Here is a 15,635-nt window from a genome sequence, read left to right on the forward strand (position 1 = left end):
CCAACCTACTCATACAGGTGCCAGAATGCAGATTGCAGTAAACGAATTTTTGACTCCGCGCGTGATCAACGTCGAAGAGAAGACCAGTACCCGCGCCCAGGTCACTCTGGAGCCGCTGGAGCGGGGCTTTGGCCATACTCTTGGCAATGCCCTGCGTCGCATACTGCTGTCTTCAATGCCAGGCTGCGCTATCACTGAAGTCGAGATCGACGGTGTTGAGCACGAATACAGCGCCATTGAGGGCGTGCAGGAAGACGTCATTGAAATCCTGCTGAACCTGAAGGGCGTGGCCCTGGTCATGAGCGGCAAGGAAGAGGCCGAGCTGACTTTGAGCCGCAAGGGTCCGGGTGTCGTCACTGCGGGTGATATCCAGGTTGATCACGATATCGAGATTCGCAATCCCGAGCACGTTATCTGTACGCTCACTGGCAGCTCGCATGTCAGCATGAAGCTGACGGTGGCACGCGGTCGCGGCTACTCTCCCGCCGACTCCCGCGAGAATCCCGAGGAAGAGACCCGCTCCATTGGTCGCCTGCACCTGGACGCCACTTTCTCGCCCATCAATCGCGTCTCCTACGTGGTTGAAGCGGCCCGGGTCGAGCAGCGCACGGACCTGGACAAGCTGGTACTGGATCTCGAGACCAACGGTACCATTGATCCCGAGGAAGCCATCCGTCGCGCGGCGACCATCCTCCAGCAGCAGCTGGCTGTGTTCGTGGACCTGGAAAGCGAGAGCCACAGCGAGTCCGTGGTCGAGGAAGACGAAGTCGACCCGATTCTGCTGCGCCCGGTGGACGATCTCGAACTCACCGTTCGCTCGGCCAACTGCCTCAAGGCAGAGAATATTTACTACATCGGTGACCTGGTTCAGCGTACAGAGGTGGAGTTGCTGAAAACTCCCAACCTGGGCAAGAAGTCACTGACCGAAATAAAGGATGTACTGGCGTCTCGCGGCTTGTCCCTGGGTATGCGCCTGGACAACTGGCCGCCGGCCAGCCTCAGAAACGACGACCGGGTGCTGAGCATCTAAGCTCCCGAGTTAACAGTTGGCAGTGCTGAGATAGCACAGACAGTATAGGAAAGTAAAAATGCGTCACCGTCACAGCGGACGTCAGTTGAACCGGAATGCCTCCCACCGCAAGGCCATGTTTCGGAACATGACCGTGTCTCTGGTAGAGCACGAGTTGATCAAGACCACCCTGCCCAAGGCCAAGGAGCTGCGCAGCTACGCCGAGCCCCTGATAACCCTGGCCAAGAGCGACAGCGTCGCCAACCGGCGCCTGGCGTTCGACCGCATGCGCGACAAGGCAGCCGTTGGCAAGCTCTTCTCCGAGCTGGGTCCGCGCTACCAGGCCCGCCCCGGCGGCTACATCCGCATCCTCAAGTGCGGCTTCCGCTCCGGCGACCAGGCTCCCATGGCCTACGTCGAGCTGGTTGATCGTCCGCTGGAAGATGACGCGGATTCCGACGAGTCGTAACGACTCGTCGTTGTGAAGAAGCCGGGCCAGTCCCGGCTTTTTTGTGCCCGGTGCCCCGTGTTCGGGGCCCAGTCGCCGCCCGCAGGTACTCTCGGGGGCTGCCCGGACCGTTGACGGCATGGATGCCGTCACCGAGCCCCCATGGATGGGTTCACGGCGTGTCCGGCCGGCCCCCAACAGCCACGCACGGGGCTCGGGCCGAAGCGCTACCCATCCAACAACTCAAGCGGCTGCACGCTTCCCGGCCTTGCGCTTTGGTGCCTTGGGCTTCCCGGCAGCGTCCCTGGAGGCCTGTCGCTTCAGTAGCGGCCCCAGGAACCGCCCGGTGTAGGATTTCTTCACCTTGGCCACGTCCTCGGGGGTGCCGGTGGCGATGATCTGGCCGCCACCCGACCCGCCCTCGGGCCCCAGGTCAATGATCCAGTCCGCGGTTTTGATCACATCCAGGTTGTGCTCGATGATGACCACGGTGTTGCCGTGGTCGCGCAGGCGGTGGAGGACTTCCAGCAGCTGGCGGATGTCCTCGAAGTGGAGGCCTGTGGTGGGCTCGTCGAGGATGTAGAGGGTCTTGCCGGTGTCGCGCTTGGACAGCTCGCGGGACAGCTTTACCCGCTGGGCCTCGCCCCCGGACAGGGTGGTGGCGGCTTGGCCGAGGCGGATGTAGGACAGGCCCACGTCGATCAGGGTCTGCAGTTTCCGGGCAATGGCGGGCACGGGTTCGAAAAAGGCCAGTGCATCCTCCACCGTCATTTCCAGCACTTCGTGGATGTTCCTGCCCTTGTAGCGGATTTCCAGGGTCTCGCGGTTGTAGCGCTTGCCCTTGCAGACATCGCAGGGGACGAAGATATCCGGCAGGAAGTGCATCTCGACCTTGGTGACGCCGTCGCCCTGGCAGGCCTCGCAGCGGCCACCCTTGACGTTGAAGCTGAAGCGGCCCGGCTTGTAGCCGCGGGAGCGCGCTTCCTGGGTGCCGGCGAACAGCTCCCGCACCGGGGTAAAGATGCCGGTGTAGGTGGCGGGGTTGGAGCGTGGAGTGCGCCCGATGGGACTCTGGTCGATATCAATGCACTTGTCGATGTGCTCCATGCCCCTGATCCCGGTGTGGGGTGCCGGGTTCAGCGTGGTAGCACCGTTGAGCTCGGTGGCAGCGATCGGGTACAGGGTGTTGTTGATCAGGGTGGATTTGCCGGAACCGGAGACGCCGGTGACACAGGTCAACAGCCCCAGCGGCAGCTCGAGGTCCACTGCCTGCAGATTGTTGCCGCTGGCTCCGGTCAACTGCAGCAGGCGTTTCGGATCGGCCGGGATGCGCTTGTCCGGGACCGCGATACTGCGCTTGCCGGAGAGGTAGGCGCCGGTCAGGGACTCGTCGTTGTCGATGATATCCTGCAGGCTGCCCTGGGCGACGATGCGGCCGCCGTGGACCCCGGCGCCGGGGCCGATGTCGATGATGTGGTCTGCCTTGCGGATGGCGTCCTCGTCGTGCTCCACCACCAGGACGGTATTGCCCAGGTCCCGCAGGTGGGTGAGGGTACCCAGCAGGCGCTCGTTGTCGCGCTGGTGCAGGCCGATGGAGGGCTCGTCGAGGATATACATGACACCCACCAGGCCGGCGCCGATCTGGGAGGCCAGGCGGATGCGCTGAGCCTCGCCGCCAGACAGGGTTTCGGCGCTGCGGCTCAGGGTCAGGTAGTTCAGGCCCACATCCACCAGAAAGCGGTAGCGGGCGCGCAGCTCCTTGAGGATCTTGCCGGCGATTTCGCCCTTGCGACCCTCCAGTTCAAGCTGGCCAAAATACACCTCTGCCTCACCCACGGGAAGCTCGGTGATGCTGGGCAGGTTGCGGTCGTCCACGAACACGTGGCGAGCATCCCGGCGCAGGCGGGTGCCGTGGCAGTCGGGGCAGGGCTGGGTGGACAGGAACTTCGCCAGCTCTTCGCGCACGGACTGGGATTCGGTGTCGCGGTAGCGCCGCTCCATGTTGGGGATGATGCCCTCGAAAGGATGGGTGCGCTTGTAGACGTCACCGCGATCATTCATGTAGGCGAACGCCACCTCCTCATCGCCGCTGCCGTGGAGTATGGCTGCGCGGTGGCCCTTCTTCAGCTGCTGGAACGGGGTGTCGATGGAAAAGCCGTAGTGATCCGCGAGGCTGGTGAGCATGTGGAAGTAGTAGACGTTGCGGCGATCCCAGCCGCGTATCGCCCCCTCGGCCAGGCTCGCCTCCGGGTGCAGGACAATCCGGTCGGGGTCAAAGTACTGTTTTACACCGAGGCCATCACAGGTGGGACACGCGCCCGCGGGGTTGTTGAAGGAAAACAGGCGCGGTTCCAGTTCATCGATGCTGTGGCCGCAGACCGGGCAGGCAAATCGGGCCGAAAACATGATGTCCTCGCCGCCACCGTCCATGTAGTTGATCGTCGCCAGACCGTCGGTCAGTCCGAGCGCGGTCTCGAAGGACTCCGCCAGCCTCAGGTTCAGGTCGGCGCGGACCTTGAAGCGGTCCACTACCACCTCGATGTCGTGCTTCCTCTTCTTGTCCAGCTTTGGCAGGTCGTCCAGATCGGTGACGATGCCGTTGACCCGGGCGCGGACGAAGCCGGCGGCGCGCAGTTCCTCGAAGATGTGCAGGTGCTCGCCCTTGCGCGCTTTCACCACAGGCGCCAGCAGCATCAGGCGGGTGCCCTCGGGCAGCGCCAGCACCGAATCCACCATCTGGCTGACGGTCTGGGCCCGCAGGCTCTCACCGTGTTCGGGGCAGCGCGGTTCGCCTACGCGGGCATACAGCAGGCGCAGATAGTCGTAGATTTCGGTAATGGTACCGACAGTGGAGCGCGGATTGTGGGAGGTGGACTTCTGTTCGATGGAAATTGCCGGTGACAGCCCCTCGATATGGTCCATATCCGGCTTTTCCATCATCGACAGGAACTGCCTCGCGTAGGTGGACAGCGATTCAACGTAGCGCCGCTGGCCCTCGGCGTAGAGTGTGTCGAAGGCAAGGGACGACTTGCCGGAACCGGACAGCCCGGTAATGACCACCAGCTGGTCGCGAGGGATGTCCAGATCGATGTTCTTGAGATTGTGGGTGCGTGCACCGCGGACGTAAATGGTGTCCATGAGTCTCCGGTCAGGGCCTGCCAGTCGAACCTGACAGTATAGGGGGTCGGTTCATGTTGAAGCAAAATATACCGGGTTCTACGCAGGCCCGGGAGCGGCGGATGCCACCGGGGCAGGGAAGCTGTTAACATTAGGGTTTTTGCGAAGCTGCCGGCCTGTGATTACCGAACACCCCATGACTGCCCTGGAACGTCGCTCCGTGACGTCCCTCGCTCTGCTGTACAACTTTCGCATGTTGGGGCTGTTCATGGTCCTGCCGCTGCTGGCGCTGTATGCAATCGATTTCGAGGGCGCGACCCCGACCCTGATCGGCATTGCTCTCGGCGCCTACGGCCTGACCCAGGCCTGTCTGCAGATTCCATTTGGCTGGTTATCCGACCGGGTCGGGCGCAAGCCGGTGATCATCGGCGGGCTGCTCATTTTTGCCTTCGGCAGCATTGTCGCAGCGCTGGCAGACAGCATCGACGGGATCATCCTGGGGCGCGCCCTGCAGGGCGCCGGTGCCATTGCCAGCAGCGTGATGGCCCTGGTGGCGGACCTCACCCGGCCGGAGCAGCGTACCAAGGCGATGGCGATTGTCGGTGCCAGTATCGGCCTGGCGTTCGCCCTGGCGCTGGTTCTGGGACCGCTGGTGGCGGGGTTTGGCGGCCTCGAGGCGGTCTTCGGCTTCACCGCTTTCCTCGCCCTTTGCGGTATTGCCATCGTCACCTGGCAGATACCGGACCCGCCGCGGACCGGTACAATTCATGCTGAAGTCGGCGCCCGACCAGGCCTGATGGGGCTCAGTCTGCGCAATCCCACCCTGCTGCGGCTGGACGCGGGAATATTCACCCTGCATTTTGTCCTCATGGCCAGCTTCCAGGTGGTCCCCGGGGTTCTGGAAGGGGCCATCGGCGTTGACCGTGAGCAGCACTGGCAGGTGTATCTGCCGGCGGTTTTGCTGTCCGTGTTGGGGATTCTGCCGCTGATGCGTCTGGCGGAGAAGGGCGGCCGCCCCCACCTCGTATTCCTCGGCAGTATTGGCCTGCTGTTTCTGTCGCTGGCGCTGCTGGGTCTGGTGCGGGAGCCCTGGCTGTTCTATGCCGCCCTGTGGCTGTTTTTCGTAGGTTTCAACTACATGGAGGCGGTATTGCCCTCCATGGTCAGCAAGGCGGTAGACCCGGGCGGCAAGGGCACCGCCCTGGGTATATTCTCCACCGCCCAGTTCCTGGGAATCTTCGCGGGCGGAGCCGCCGGGGGCTGGGTTCTGGAGCAGTATGGCGTGACCGGGATGACGGAACTCTGCCTGGGGCTCATTGCGCTCTGGTTCCTGGTCGCCCTGCCGGTGCCGCGCACAGTGCCGGCGGCGGTCGGCGGGGTGTCCTCGCCCTGACCTTCTCGCCTGCTTTTCCCGAGGTCAGTCTCTGGCACGACAGCGCCGGCCGGCCTGCCCCTCTTCCCGCATTGACGGGCGAGCAGCAGTGCGATGTGGCAATAATCGGCGGTGGCTACAGCGGCCTGTGGACTGCCTATTACCTGAAAACCCTGGCGCCCGATTGCGCGGTCTGCATCCTTGAGGCGGAACACTGCGGCTTCGGTGCTTCCGGCCGCAACGGTGGCTGGATGATGGCAGCACTGCAGGGCGAGCAGCGCTTTCATCATGACCAGTGGGGCGGGGATGGCGCCGAGGTGCGTCAGACAATCCTCGATATCCTGCCTGAAGTGGAGCGCGTGCTCGCTCGGGAGCGGCTGGAATGCGACTATCAGCGGGGTGGCGGGCTGTTCGCCGCGGCCCGCTATCCCGAACAGCTGGAGTGGCAGCGGCAGCATTTGGCAGCACTGTACTCCCTGGGCTACGACGAGGCGGATTACCGCTGGCTGGATAGCGCCGAACTCGGTGCACGACTGCGTGTGGCCCAGCCGCTGGGTGCCATCTATACCCCCCATGTCGCCCGCATCCAGCCGGCGATGCTGGCTTTCGGACTCGCCGCTGCGGTGAGCCGCCTGGGGGTGACAGTCTATGAGCAGACACCCGTGGTCGCCAGCAGTGGCGAGACACTGACCACTCCCGGTGGCAGCATGAAAGCGCCGGTCAGGGTGCTGGCGGTGGAGGGGTTCAACAGCCGGTTTGGAGATTACCGCAGGCGGGTACTGCCGGTGCAGAGCCGCATTATAGCGACCGAGCCGCTGACCGCGGGGCAGTGGCAGGAGCTCGGTCTTGCCAGCGGCGAGGTGTTCTCGGATGCCAGCCCGGTTGTCACCTACGGCCAGCGCAGTGCCGACAACCGGCTGGTGTTCGGCGCCCGCGGCGCCTACCGTTTTGCTGGCCGTCCCCGCAGTTGCTTTACTGGTGACCGGGAGGCGTTCCTTGAGGTCCGGCGGCTGCTGTTGGCCTGCCTGCCGCAACTGCAGGAGGTCGCGGTGACCCACGCCTGGGGCGGCACCCTGGGTATTCCCCGCTCGGGCAGCCCCCACGCGGTGCTGGACCCCGTCTCCGGGTTTGCCTGTCTTGGTGGCTACAGCGGCGAGGGTGTCGGCGCGTCGAACCTGCTGGCGCGCAGCCTGGTCGATCTTATCCTGAATCGCAATAGCCGGCTGAGCCGCATGCCCTGGTGCCGGCGCCTGCCAGTGAGCAGGGCACTCCCGCGCTGGGAGCCGGAACCATTGCGCTGGCTGGGATTCAGGGCTACCAGTGCAGTGCTGGGTTGGCAGGAGGCGGCCTGTGCCGGTGGCGCACCCCTTTGGCGGCGGCGTTTGCTGGGCCTGGCCGCCGATCGTCTGAATGGCTTGCGCGACCGGGATTGACGGTTTCTGGCGGTTATTGCTGTCGCATTTGCAGTAGGGGATTGCTATAGTCGCCGACACTATTTCATTCCCTAAACCGTCCATGACAAAGGAGTTGCTATGGCTTCACGGGGCGTAAACAAAGTCATACTGGTCGGTAACCTGGGTGCGGATCCGGAAACCCGCTACATGCCTTCCGGGGGTGCCGTCACCAACGTCAATCTCGCCACCTCCGAGAGCTGGAAGGACAAGCAGACCGGTCAGCCACAGGAACGCACGGAATGGCATCGGGTGGTGTTCTTCAACCGCCTGGCCGAGATTGCGGGTGAGTACCTGAAGAAGGGCTCCAAGGTCTATGTCGAGGGGTCCCTGCGTACGCGCAAGTGGCAGGGGCAGGATGGCCAGGATCGCTACACCACCGAGATCGTTGCCAATGAAATGCAGATGCTGGACAGCCGCAGTGGCGGTCAGCAGGGTGGCAATTATCCGCAGGACGACTACAACCAGGGCGGCCAGGGCCAGGGCGGCGCACCCCAGCAACAGCAGCCGGCGGCCTCTGGTCGGCAGACGAGCGCGCCACCTCCCGGTGATTTCGGCGACTTCGACGACGACATCCCGTTCTGATTGCGGGCTCGGCCACCTTGATCTTGGCTCACGACCGGAGACTGTGCCTTGCGCGTGTTGCTGATTGGATCCGACACCCCACTGGGTCTGGCGCTGGTGGATCATTTGCGGCGTTGGGGGCGGCATGAGCTTGAGGTTGTTTCCAGCTCCACATCACGCTGGAAGAGCGAGCGTCACGCCAAGAAAGTGGTCCGCCGTGTCCGCGCCGACATTGTGGTGGATGCGCGCCTGCAGGGCGCGATAGACAGCGGCGAACTGATTACCGAGCTTGACGTCGAGCGCAGCCACTGGCTGGCAAAGGCCTGCCAGCGCAGTAGTGGCAGCTATTTCCTGCTGTCGACGGCGCGCGTATTTGCCGGCGACGCCGGCCGCGCCTATCGCGAACAGGATGTACCCGACAATACGGAGACGGTGGGGCGGCTGTTGGCTGCGGCCGAGGCTCGCACCCGGGAGACCTGTGTCCAGCATGTCATTCTGCGGCTAGGGCCGGTGTTTGCTCCCAGTGGCATCAATGTCTTGTCGCACATGCTGGCGCAGCTTGTCGATGGTGGCAAACTGGTGCTGGACAATCAGTTGCGCGGTTGTCCCGTGGAAGCCGCGGACGCCGCCAGGGTGGTGGCCGGGGTCCTCGACCAGTTGGGCGCGGGCGCGGAGGCCTGGGGCACCTATCACTACTGCAGCCCGGACCCCACCAACTGCTACGAGTTTGCGGAAGTGCTGCTGGCTTCGGCGTCCCAGTTTTCCGAGTTTTCAGCCAACGCGGTGCAACTGCAGCCGGTGGGGCAGGACAGCCTGCCACGCAACCGCGCCCTGCAATGTGGCCGTATCCGCGGCACCTTCGCCATCAAGCAGGTGCCCTGGCGCGGCTTCGTCGCCGATGCCGTGCGTCAGTACTTCTACCAACAGCAACACCAGCAACAAAACCGCAAGGAGGCCTGAACTGTCCATGTCTGCTCCTGTTGATGAACCCCAGGTGACGCTCGGCGTTGCTGTGCTGACGGTTTCCGATAGCCGTACTGCTGACACGGACAGTTCCGGTCAGTATTTGGAGGATGCGCTGCTGGCCGCCGGACACCGCTGCGTCGACCGCCAGATCGTCAGGGACGATATCTACCAGATTCGCGCGGTACTTTCGCGCTGGATTGCGGATGAGTCGGTGGCAGCGGTGCTGGTCACGGGCGGCACCGGCTTTTCGGGGCGGGATTCCACGCCGGAGGCGGTGACGCCGCTGTTCGACAAATCCATTGACGGTTTTGGCGAGGTGTTCCGGGCTCTTTCCCTGGCGGAAATAGGTTCCTCCACCGTACAGTCCCGGGCGCTCGGCGGGTTGGCCAATAACACGGTAATTTTTTGCATGCCAGGCTCTACCGGGGCCTGCCGCACCGCCTGGACCGGAATCATTCGCGACCAGCTCGACAGTCGCCATCGTCCCTGCAATTTTGTCGGTGTGCTGCAGACCCGGGCCTCGCTGCCGTGAGCGGGCTACTGCCGGTTTCTGATGCGCTGGCGACGATGCTGGCCCGGGCGCCCGCACCGCCCCCATCGGAGGTGCGCAGCCTGCTCGCGGCCCGCGGTGCCGTGCTGGCTGGTGATGTCGTCGCCGCGATCGCCGTGCCGCCGGAGGACAACAGCGCGATGGACGGGTATGCGTTGCGCGCTGCGGAGGCTGGTGGTCCGCTGCCAGTCAGCCAGCGCATTGCCGCCGGTACCGCGGCCGCGCCACTGGCGCCGGGTACGGCGGCGAGGATTTTTACCGGTGCCACAGTGCCGCCCGGTGCTGACGCGGTAGTAATCCAGGAACAGTGCCGGGAGGTTGACGGCTGTGTGCAGGTCCTGGAGCCGGTCAGTCCCGGCGACAATATCAGGCTTCGGGGGCAGGACATCGCCGAGGGCTCACGGGTATTTGCCGTCGGGCGCCGCCTGCGCGCCCCCGATCTCGGTCTGCTCGCTGCGCTGGGCCTGGCCGAGGTGCCCGTATATCGCCCCCTCCGGGTCGCGCTGCTGTCTACCGGCAGTGAGCTGGTAGCCCCGGGCAGCGGACCCCTACGCCCCGGCCAGATCTACAACGCCAACCGGGTCGCGCTCGGCGCCCAGCTGCAGGCTCTGGGCATGGAGGTAGTGGACTGCGGGATCGTCGCGGACAGTCCGGAGGCAACGGCTGCGGCGCTCGAGAACGCGGCCGGCAGGGCAGATTGCATTCTCAGTTCCGGCGGGGTTTCCGTGGGCGAGGAAGACCATGTCCGCGAGCAGGTGGAGCGCCTGGGCTCACTGACACTCTGGCGCCTCGCCATCAAGCCCGGCAAACCGCTGGCATTCGGCGAGGTCCGGGGCGTCCCGTTTATCGGCCTGCCCGGCAATCCAACCTCCAGTTACGTGACCTTCTGTCTGCTGGCGCGCCCCTTTTTGCTGCGTGCACAGGGCGCGGTCGAGGTGGAGCCCCTGCATTTGTCTGCGCGTGCGGATTTTGTCCGGGCCCGTCCGGGAAGTCGTCAGGAATACCTGCGGGTGACGCTGGCACCGGGCGCGGACGGCATGCTGGCGACGCCGTTTGCCAACCAGAGCTCAGGGGTGCTGAGCTCGGTGTGCCAGAGCAATGCCCTGGCAGTGGTGCCGGTGGGTGTTGCGGTGAAGGCCGGTGACTGGCTGGAAGTGGTGCTGCTGGAGACGCTGGAATGAGGAGCGGCACATCAGTTGAGGTTCACTCCGACGGCCCGCAACCTGGCGGGCAGCCCTGGTGGTCGTCGGCTAATGCAGATTGACCTGACCGCAACGCCGCTGCGACGGGCAACCATCCGGGACTGGAAACAGCTGGTCGACATAACGGCCGAAGCGTTTTCCGAAGATCCGGTGGGCCGGTGGGTTTTTGGCTCGCCGCGTGGCATGAAAGTGGCCTTTCAGGTGATGGCGCGCAGTATCTATCTCAAGCATGGAATCTGCCATTTGGCAGGTGATGACGCGGCGACGATGTGGGCGCGGCATGACACGGATATGTCGCTGTCGTTACCGGGGATGCTGAAGCTTGCAGCTGGGCTGGCTGTGTACGGAAGTCGGGGGGCGGTTGCGCGGGGGACGCGCGCCGGAGAGCTGATGGCGCAATATCATCCCAGCAGCCCGCACTGGTACCTGTTTGCGATCGGGACGCGGCAGGCGGCGCGCGGCACAGGGCTCGGCAAGGCATTACTCGCCCCGGTTCTGTCCGCATGTGACCGCGATCGCATGCCTGTCTATCTGGAGAACTCCAATCCGGCCAATACCAGATTCTATGCCGCCCACGGATTCGAGCGGATGCAGGTTTTTGCCTGTGGCGAGGGCGGTCCGCCTCTTGAGGCGATGTGGCGTGAGCCGAAGTCGTAAAGCCTGGTCGCGCGCCCCTGGGCGGGCCCCCCTGGCCGGGCGCCCCTGGGCGGCCCCCCCTGGCCGGGCGCCCCTACACAGGATACTTCTGGAAGACCAGAGAGGCGTTGGTGCCGCCAAAGCCGAAGCTGTTGGACATCACCCGCTGCAGGTCGACGTTGTCGTGGCGTTTGATCGCGATCGGCAGTCCCTCCGCCTCGGGGTCAAGCGTCTCGATATTGGCCGAGGCGGCAATGAATCCGCGTTGCTGCATCAATAGCGAGTAGATGGCTTCCTGCACGCCCGCGGCGCCGAGGGAGTGCCCCGACAGCGACTTGGTAGAGCCGATGACCGGGATATGGTCGCGATCGCGATAGGCTTCGCGCACGGCCTTGAGTTCCTGTATGTCCCCGGCGGGAGTGCTGGTACCGTGGGCATTGATATAGTCCACCGGGCCCTGCACTGTGGCCAGTGCCTGCTGCATGCAGCGGACTGCACCCTCGCCCGAGGGCGACACCATGTCATGGCCGTCGGAAGTGGCGCCATAGCCCACCAACTCGGCATAGATTTTCGCTCCACGGGCCAGCGCATGGTCCAGTTCCTCGAGCACCAGCATGCCGCCGCCGCCGGCGATGACGAAACCGTCGCGGTTGGCATCGTAGGCGCGGGAGGCGCGCTCCGGGGTCTCGTTGTACTTGGTCGACAACGCGCCCATGGCGTCGAACAGGCTGCTCAGGGTCCAGTGCAGCTCCTCGCCGCCGCCGGCAAACACCACATCCTGCTTGTTCATCTGAATCTGTTCCATGGCGCTGCCAATGCAGTGGGCGCTGGTGGAACAGGCAGACGATATGGAGTAGTTGACGCCCTTGATCTTGAAGGGAGTGGCGAGGCAGGCGGACACCGTGCTGCCCATGGTCTGGGTGACGCGATAGGGGCCAACGCGGCGCAGACCCTTTTCGCGCAGGATATCCGCTGCCTCGGTCTGGCTGGCGGAGGAGGCGCCGCCGGAGCCGGCAATGATGCCGGTGCGGACATTGGACACATCCTGGTCGCTGAGCCCCGAGTCGGCGATCGCCTGCTGCATGGCAATATAGGCAAATGCAGCGGCATCGGCCATGAATCGCAGCTGCTTGCGGTCGATGTGCTCGGCGACCTCGATGACCGGGGCGCCGGCAACATGCGAGCGCATGCCCATGTCGATCTGTTCCTGCCGCAGGCTGATGCCTGAGCGACCCTCGTACAGGGCCTCGGCAACTGTTTCGGCGCTGTTGCCCAGGCAGGACACGATACCGAGCCCTGTGATCACTACCCGTCTACTCATAGGACTAGAACGACTCCGTTGATTTGAACAGCCCGACCCGGAGGTCGCTGGCATTGTAGATTTCGCGTCCATCCACGGACACCACGCCATCGGCGATACCCATGATCAGCCTGCGTTCGATGACCCGCTTCATGTGAATGTGATAGCTGACCTTGCTTGCGGTGGGGAGCACCTGTCCGGTGAATTTGACCTCACCTGAGCCCAGCGCCCGGCCGCGGCCGGGATTGCCGCGCCAACCCAGGAAGAAACCCACCAGCTGCCACATGGCGTCGAGTCCGAGGCAGCCGGGCATGACCGGGTCGCCGGGAAAGTGGCACTGAAAAAACCACAGGTCCGGGTGGATATCCAGTTCTGCAATGATTTCGCCCTTGCCATAGCGACCACCTTCCGAGCTGACGTGGGTGATGCGATCGAGCATCAGCATGTTGTCGGTGGGAAGCTGGGCATTCCCGGGGCCAAACAGCTCGCCGAGGCCGCAGGCAACCAGCTCCTCTTTGGCAAATGCGTGTTGTACGGTCATAGTGTGTCCAGTAGGGCCCTGCAGTAGGGGAGCTGCACCGGGGTCTGCGCCGTGTCCATCCGGTGGGGATTCAGATTTTAGCCGCCCATTCTAATACCTGCGGGGCACAAGTCCAGCACCGCGGGTGGGAGCCGCGAGCCCTTGCTGGCCTCGTCGTCCGTGCATCGGCTAAGATACGGGCTTTAACGAGAACGGATATACCATGCTTACACCTGTTTTGCTCTCCGGCGGTGTCGGGAGCCGCCTCTGGCCAGTGTCCAGGGAGCTGCACCCGAAGCAGTTCCTGCCCCTGGCGGGTGAACTCACCATGCTGCAGCAGACCCTGGAGCGTACCGGCAGCCTGGAAGCCAGCGCGCCGGTGGTGGTGTGTAACGAAGAGCATCGCTTCATGGTGGCCGAGCAGCTGCGGCAGGTGGGCATTGCTCCCAGCGCATTGATACTGGAACCTGTCGGCCGCAACACTGCGCCCGCGGTGGCCCTGGCGGCACTGCAGGAGCTGGCGCGGGATCCGGATGCCATCCTGCTGGTGCTGCCCGCGGATCACATCATCCAGGACACGGCGGCCTTTGCCGAAGCAGTCGCCCGCGCCCTGCCGCTGGCGCGGGAAGGTCGCCTGATGACTTTCGGGGTGGTGCCGCAGGCAGCGGAAACCGGTTACGGCTATATTCGCTGTGGCGCCTCCCTGGGCGAGGAGCTGTACGCGCTCGAGGCCTTTGTCGAGAAGCCGGATGCCGAGACCGCCCAGTCCTATCTCGACAGTGGCAGCTATCTGTGGAACAGCGGCATGTTCCTGCTGCGTGCGGCCACCTATATCCAGCAACTTGGGGAATTCCAGCCGGACATGCTGGCTTGCTGCCAGCGTGCGATGGCGAGCGCCACGGTGGATATGGACTTCATCCGCCCGGAGGCCGCCTCGTTTGCCGCCTGCCCGGGGGACAGCATTGACTACGCGGTCATGGAGCATACCCGCGCCGGCGGCGTGGTGGCACTGGACTGCGGCTGGAGCGATGTCGGCGCCTGGTCCGCCCTCTGGGAGGTGGCTGTGCGCGATGAACACGGCAATGCCATCCAGGGTGATGTCATGCTCGACAACTGTCGCGACAGCTATTTCCGCAGCGAATCGCGGCTGGTGGCTGCAACCGGTGTCGCCAACCTTGTTGTGGTGGAAACGGCTGATGCCATCCTGGTCGCGGATCGCGATCGGGTGCAGGACGTCAAGCGCATCGTCAACCGGCTCAAGGCCGAGTCGCGGCCCGAGGCCTCCCTGCACTCCCGCGTCTACCGGCCCTGGGGCTCCTATGAATCCCTGGTGACCGCGGCTCGCTTCCAGGTCAAGCGCATCATCGTCAACCCCGGCCAGACCCTGTCCCTGCAGATGCACCATCACCGGGCAGAACACTGGATCGTGGTGCACGGCACCGCCGAGGTGACCTGTGAGGAGCGGGTGTTCATGCTCGCGGAAGACGAGTCCACCTACATTCCGCTGGGCCGCAAGCACCGCCTGGCGAACCCCGGTCGCATCCCGCTGGAATTGATAGAAGTGCAGTCCGGAACCTATCTCGGTGAGGACGACATCGTCCGCTTTGAAGACGTCTACGGTCGTGACCAGTCCCCCGCCAGCAAGGAGAAAAACTGATGATCAAGAAGTGCCTGTTCCCGGTAGCCGGTTACGGTACCCGGTTTTTACCCGCCACCAAGAGCATGCCCAAGGAGATGCTGCCCATCGTCAACAAGCCGCTGGTCCAATACGGGGTCGAGGAGGCCATTGCCGCTGGCATGACTACCTGCGCGATGGTCACCGGGCGCGGCAAGCGCGCGATTGCCGACCACTTCGACATCAGCTTTGAACTGGAACACCAGATCTCCGGCACCGGCAAGGAGGTGTATCTGGAGAGCATCCGCGAGGTCCTCGACAAGGGCGTGTTCACCATGGTGCGGCAGCGGGAAATGAAGGGTCTCGGGCACGCTATCCTTACCGGCGAAGTCCTGATTGGCAACGAGCCCTTCGGTGTGGTGCTGTCCGACGACCTCTGCCTGAACGATGAGGGCCCCGGAGTGCTGAGCCAGATGTCCGAGCTGTACCGCCAGTTCCGCTGCTCCATTGTCGCCATCCAGGAGGTGCCGATGGAGGAAGTTCACAAGTATGGCGTCATTGCCGGCGAGGCGTTGAAAGATGGCATTTACCGGGTGGATGAGATGGTGGAAAAGCCCGATCCGGCGGCGGCCCCCTCCAACCTCGCCATTATCGGCCGCTACATCCTGACCCCGGACATTTTCGATATCCTGCGCGAGACCCCACCTGGCGCCAACGGCGAGGTGCAGCTCACTGATGCGCTGCAGACCCAGGCCCGGCAGGGTTGCGTCATGGCCTATCGTTTCCAGGGCCGGCGCTTCGACTGCGGCAGCGTGCCCGGCTTTGTCGAGGCCACCAACTTCGTCTATGAAAATCATTATTCCCACGGCTGAGCCAGGAGCTCCA

The 15,635-nt window shown here is 64.2% G+C and carries 14 protein-coding genes; 11 read left to right on the forward strand and 3 right to left on the reverse strand.

What is annotated here, in order from left to right:
* The first annotated feature begins 25 nt into the window (after positions 1-25).
* Together RLO07_RS01465 and rplQ are read left to right on the forward strand one after the other, a co-directional pair.
* Positions 26-1,030 carry a DNA-directed RNA polymerase subunit alpha gene (locus RLO07_RS01465; RefSeq protein WP_462290351.1) on the forward strand — a complete coding sequence of 335 codons (1,005 nt, stop codon included), beginning with the start codon at positions 26-28 and terminating at the stop codon, positions 1,028-1,030.
* A 58-nt stretch (positions 1,031-1,088) separates the two neighbouring features.
* Positions 1,089-1,478, forward strand: coding sequence for a 50S ribosomal protein L17 (gene rplQ, locus RLO07_RS01470; protein ID WP_462290352.1), 390 nt, complete (start codon positions 1,089-1,091; stop codon positions 1,476-1,478).
* A 222-nt stretch (positions 1,479-1,700) separates the two neighbouring features.
* Here the strand turns inward: rplQ and uvrA are convergent, their stop codons facing one another.
* Positions 1,701-4,595, reverse strand: a complete 2,895-nt coding sequence (gene uvrA, locus RLO07_RS01475; protein ID WP_462290353.1) for an excinuclease ABC subunit UvrA — start codon at positions 4,593-4,595, stop codon at positions 1,701-1,703.
* A 175-nt stretch (positions 4,596-4,770) separates the two neighbouring features.
* Between uvrA and RLO07_RS01480 the strand changes: the two genes are divergently transcribed.
* The 7 genes from RLO07_RS01480 to RLO07_RS01510 all read left to right on the forward strand — a co-directional run bounded on the left by RLO07_RS01480 (position 4,771) and on the right by RLO07_RS01510 (position 11,336).
* On the forward strand, positions 4,771-5,967 hold the full coding sequence (locus RLO07_RS01480) for an MFS transporter (protein ID WP_462290354.1): 1,197 nt from the start codon (positions 4,771-4,773) through the stop codon (positions 5,965-5,967).
* A 95-nt stretch (positions 5,968-6,062) separates the two neighbouring features.
* Positions 6,063-7,379, forward strand: coding sequence for an NAD(P)/FAD-dependent oxidoreductase (locus tag RLO07_RS01485; protein ID WP_462290355.1), 1,317 nt, complete (start codon positions 6,063-6,065; stop codon positions 7,377-7,379).
* 99 nt (positions 7,380-7,478) lie between these two features.
* Positions 7,479-7,982, forward strand: a complete 504-nt coding sequence (gene ssb / locus RLO07_RS01490) for a single-stranded DNA-binding protein (protein WP_462290356.1) — start codon at positions 7,479-7,481, stop codon at positions 7,980-7,982.
* 54 nt (positions 7,983-8,036) lie between these two features.
* The gene (locus tag RLO07_RS01495) at positions 8,037-8,921 is read left to right on the forward strand and encodes a sugar nucleotide-binding protein (protein WP_462290357.1); all 885 of its coding nucleotides are present in this window, start codon (positions 8,037-8,039) and stop codon (positions 8,919-8,921) included.
* A gap of 7 nt (positions 8,922-8,928) precedes the next feature.
* Positions 8,929-9,459, forward strand: coding sequence for a molybdenum cofactor biosynthesis protein B (gene moaB, locus RLO07_RS01500; protein WP_462290358.1), 531 nt, complete (start codon positions 8,929-8,931; stop codon positions 9,457-9,459).
* On the forward strand, positions 9,456-10,658 hold the full coding sequence (locus tag RLO07_RS01505; protein ID WP_462290359.1) for a molybdopterin molybdotransferase MoeA: 1,203 nt from the start codon (positions 9,456-9,458) through the stop codon (positions 10,656-10,658). Before moaB ends, RLO07_RS01505 begins: the two co-directional genes overlap by 4 nt.
* A gap of 72 nt (positions 10,659-10,730) precedes the next feature.
* On the forward strand, positions 10,731-11,336 hold the full coding sequence (locus tag RLO07_RS01510) for a GNAT family N-acetyltransferase (RefSeq protein WP_462290360.1): 606 nt from the start codon (positions 10,731-10,733) through the stop codon (positions 11,334-11,336).
* A gap of 73 nt (positions 11,337-11,409) precedes the next feature.
* On the opposite strand, the gene fabB is transcribed toward RLO07_RS01510, so the two are convergent.
* Both fabB and fabA read right to left on the reverse strand, forming a co-directional pair.
* Entirely contained in the window at positions 11,410-12,636 is a 1,227-nt protein-coding gene (fabB, locus tag RLO07_RS01515; protein WP_462290361.1) for a beta-ketoacyl-ACP synthase I, read from the reverse strand.
* Positions 12,637-12,640: 4 nt separating this feature from the next.
* On the reverse strand, positions 12,641-13,156 hold the full coding sequence (gene fabA / locus RLO07_RS01520) for a 3-hydroxyacyl-[acyl-carrier-protein] dehydratase FabA (RefSeq protein WP_462290362.1): 516 nt from the start codon (positions 13,154-13,156) through the stop codon (positions 12,641-12,643).
* 202 nt (positions 13,157-13,358) lie between these two features.
* Between fabA and RLO07_RS01525 the strand changes: the two genes are divergently transcribed.
* Both RLO07_RS01525 and galU read left to right on the forward strand, forming a co-directional pair.
* A complete protein-coding gene (locus tag RLO07_RS01525; RefSeq protein ID WP_462290363.1) occupies positions 13,359-14,792 on the forward strand; it encodes a mannose-1-phosphate guanylyltransferase/mannose-6-phosphate isomerase in 1,434 nt (477 codons plus the stop codon).
* The gene (gene galU / locus RLO07_RS01530) at positions 14,792-15,622 is read left to right on the forward strand and encodes a UTP--glucose-1-phosphate uridylyltransferase GalU (protein ID WP_462290364.1); all 831 of its coding nucleotides are present in this window, start codon (positions 14,792-14,794) and stop codon (positions 15,620-15,622) included. The genes RLO07_RS01525 and galU overlap by 1 nt, the downstream gene beginning before the upstream one ends.
* The last annotated feature ends 13 nt before the right edge of the window (positions 15,623-15,635 follow it).

The organism is Haliea sp., from assembly GCF_040221975.1.
Classification (GTDB): Bacteria; Pseudomonadota; Gammaproteobacteria; order Pseudomonadales; family Halieaceae; genus Haliea.

Coding starts and splice junctions, on each gene's coding strand:
- RLO07_RS01465 (WP_462290351.1), top strand. CDS start 26: ATGCAGATTGCAGTAAACGAATTTTTGACTCCGCGCGTGATCAACGTC.
- galU (WP_462290364.1), top strand. CDS start 14,792: ATGATCAAGAAGTGCCTGTTCCCGGTAGCCGGTTACGGTACCCGGTTT.
- RLO07_RS01480 (WP_462290354.1), top strand. CDS start 4,771: ATGACTGCCCTGGAACGTCGCTCCGTGACGTCCCTCGCTCTGCTGTAC.
- RLO07_RS01525 (WP_462290363.1), top strand. CDS start 13,359: ATGCTTACACCTGTTTTGCTCTCCGGCGGTGTCGGGAGCCGCCTCTGG.
- rplQ (WP_462290352.1), top strand. CDS start 1,089: ATGCGTCACCGTCACAGCGGACGTCAGTTGAACCGGAATGCCTCCCAC.
- RLO07_RS01510 (WP_462290360.1), top strand. CDS start 10,731: ATGCAGATTGACCTGACCGCAACGCCGCTGCGACGGGCAACCATCCGG.
- fabA (WP_462290362.1), bottom strand. CDS start 13,156: ATGACCGTACAACACGCATTTGCCAAAGAGGAGCTGGTTGCCTGCGGC.
- ssb (WP_462290356.1), top strand. CDS start 7,479: ATGGCTTCACGGGGCGTAAACAAAGTCATACTGGTCGGTAACCTGGGT.
- moaB (WP_462290358.1), top strand. CDS start 8,929: ATGTCTGCTCCTGTTGATGAACCCCAGGTGACGCTCGGCGTTGCTGTG.
- fabB (WP_462290361.1), bottom strand. CDS start 12,636: ATGAGTAGACGGGTAGTGATCACAGGGCTCGGTATCGTGTCCTGCCTG.
- uvrA (WP_462290353.1), bottom strand. CDS start 4,595: ATGGACACCATTTACGTCCGCGGTGCACGCACCCACAATCTCAAGAAC.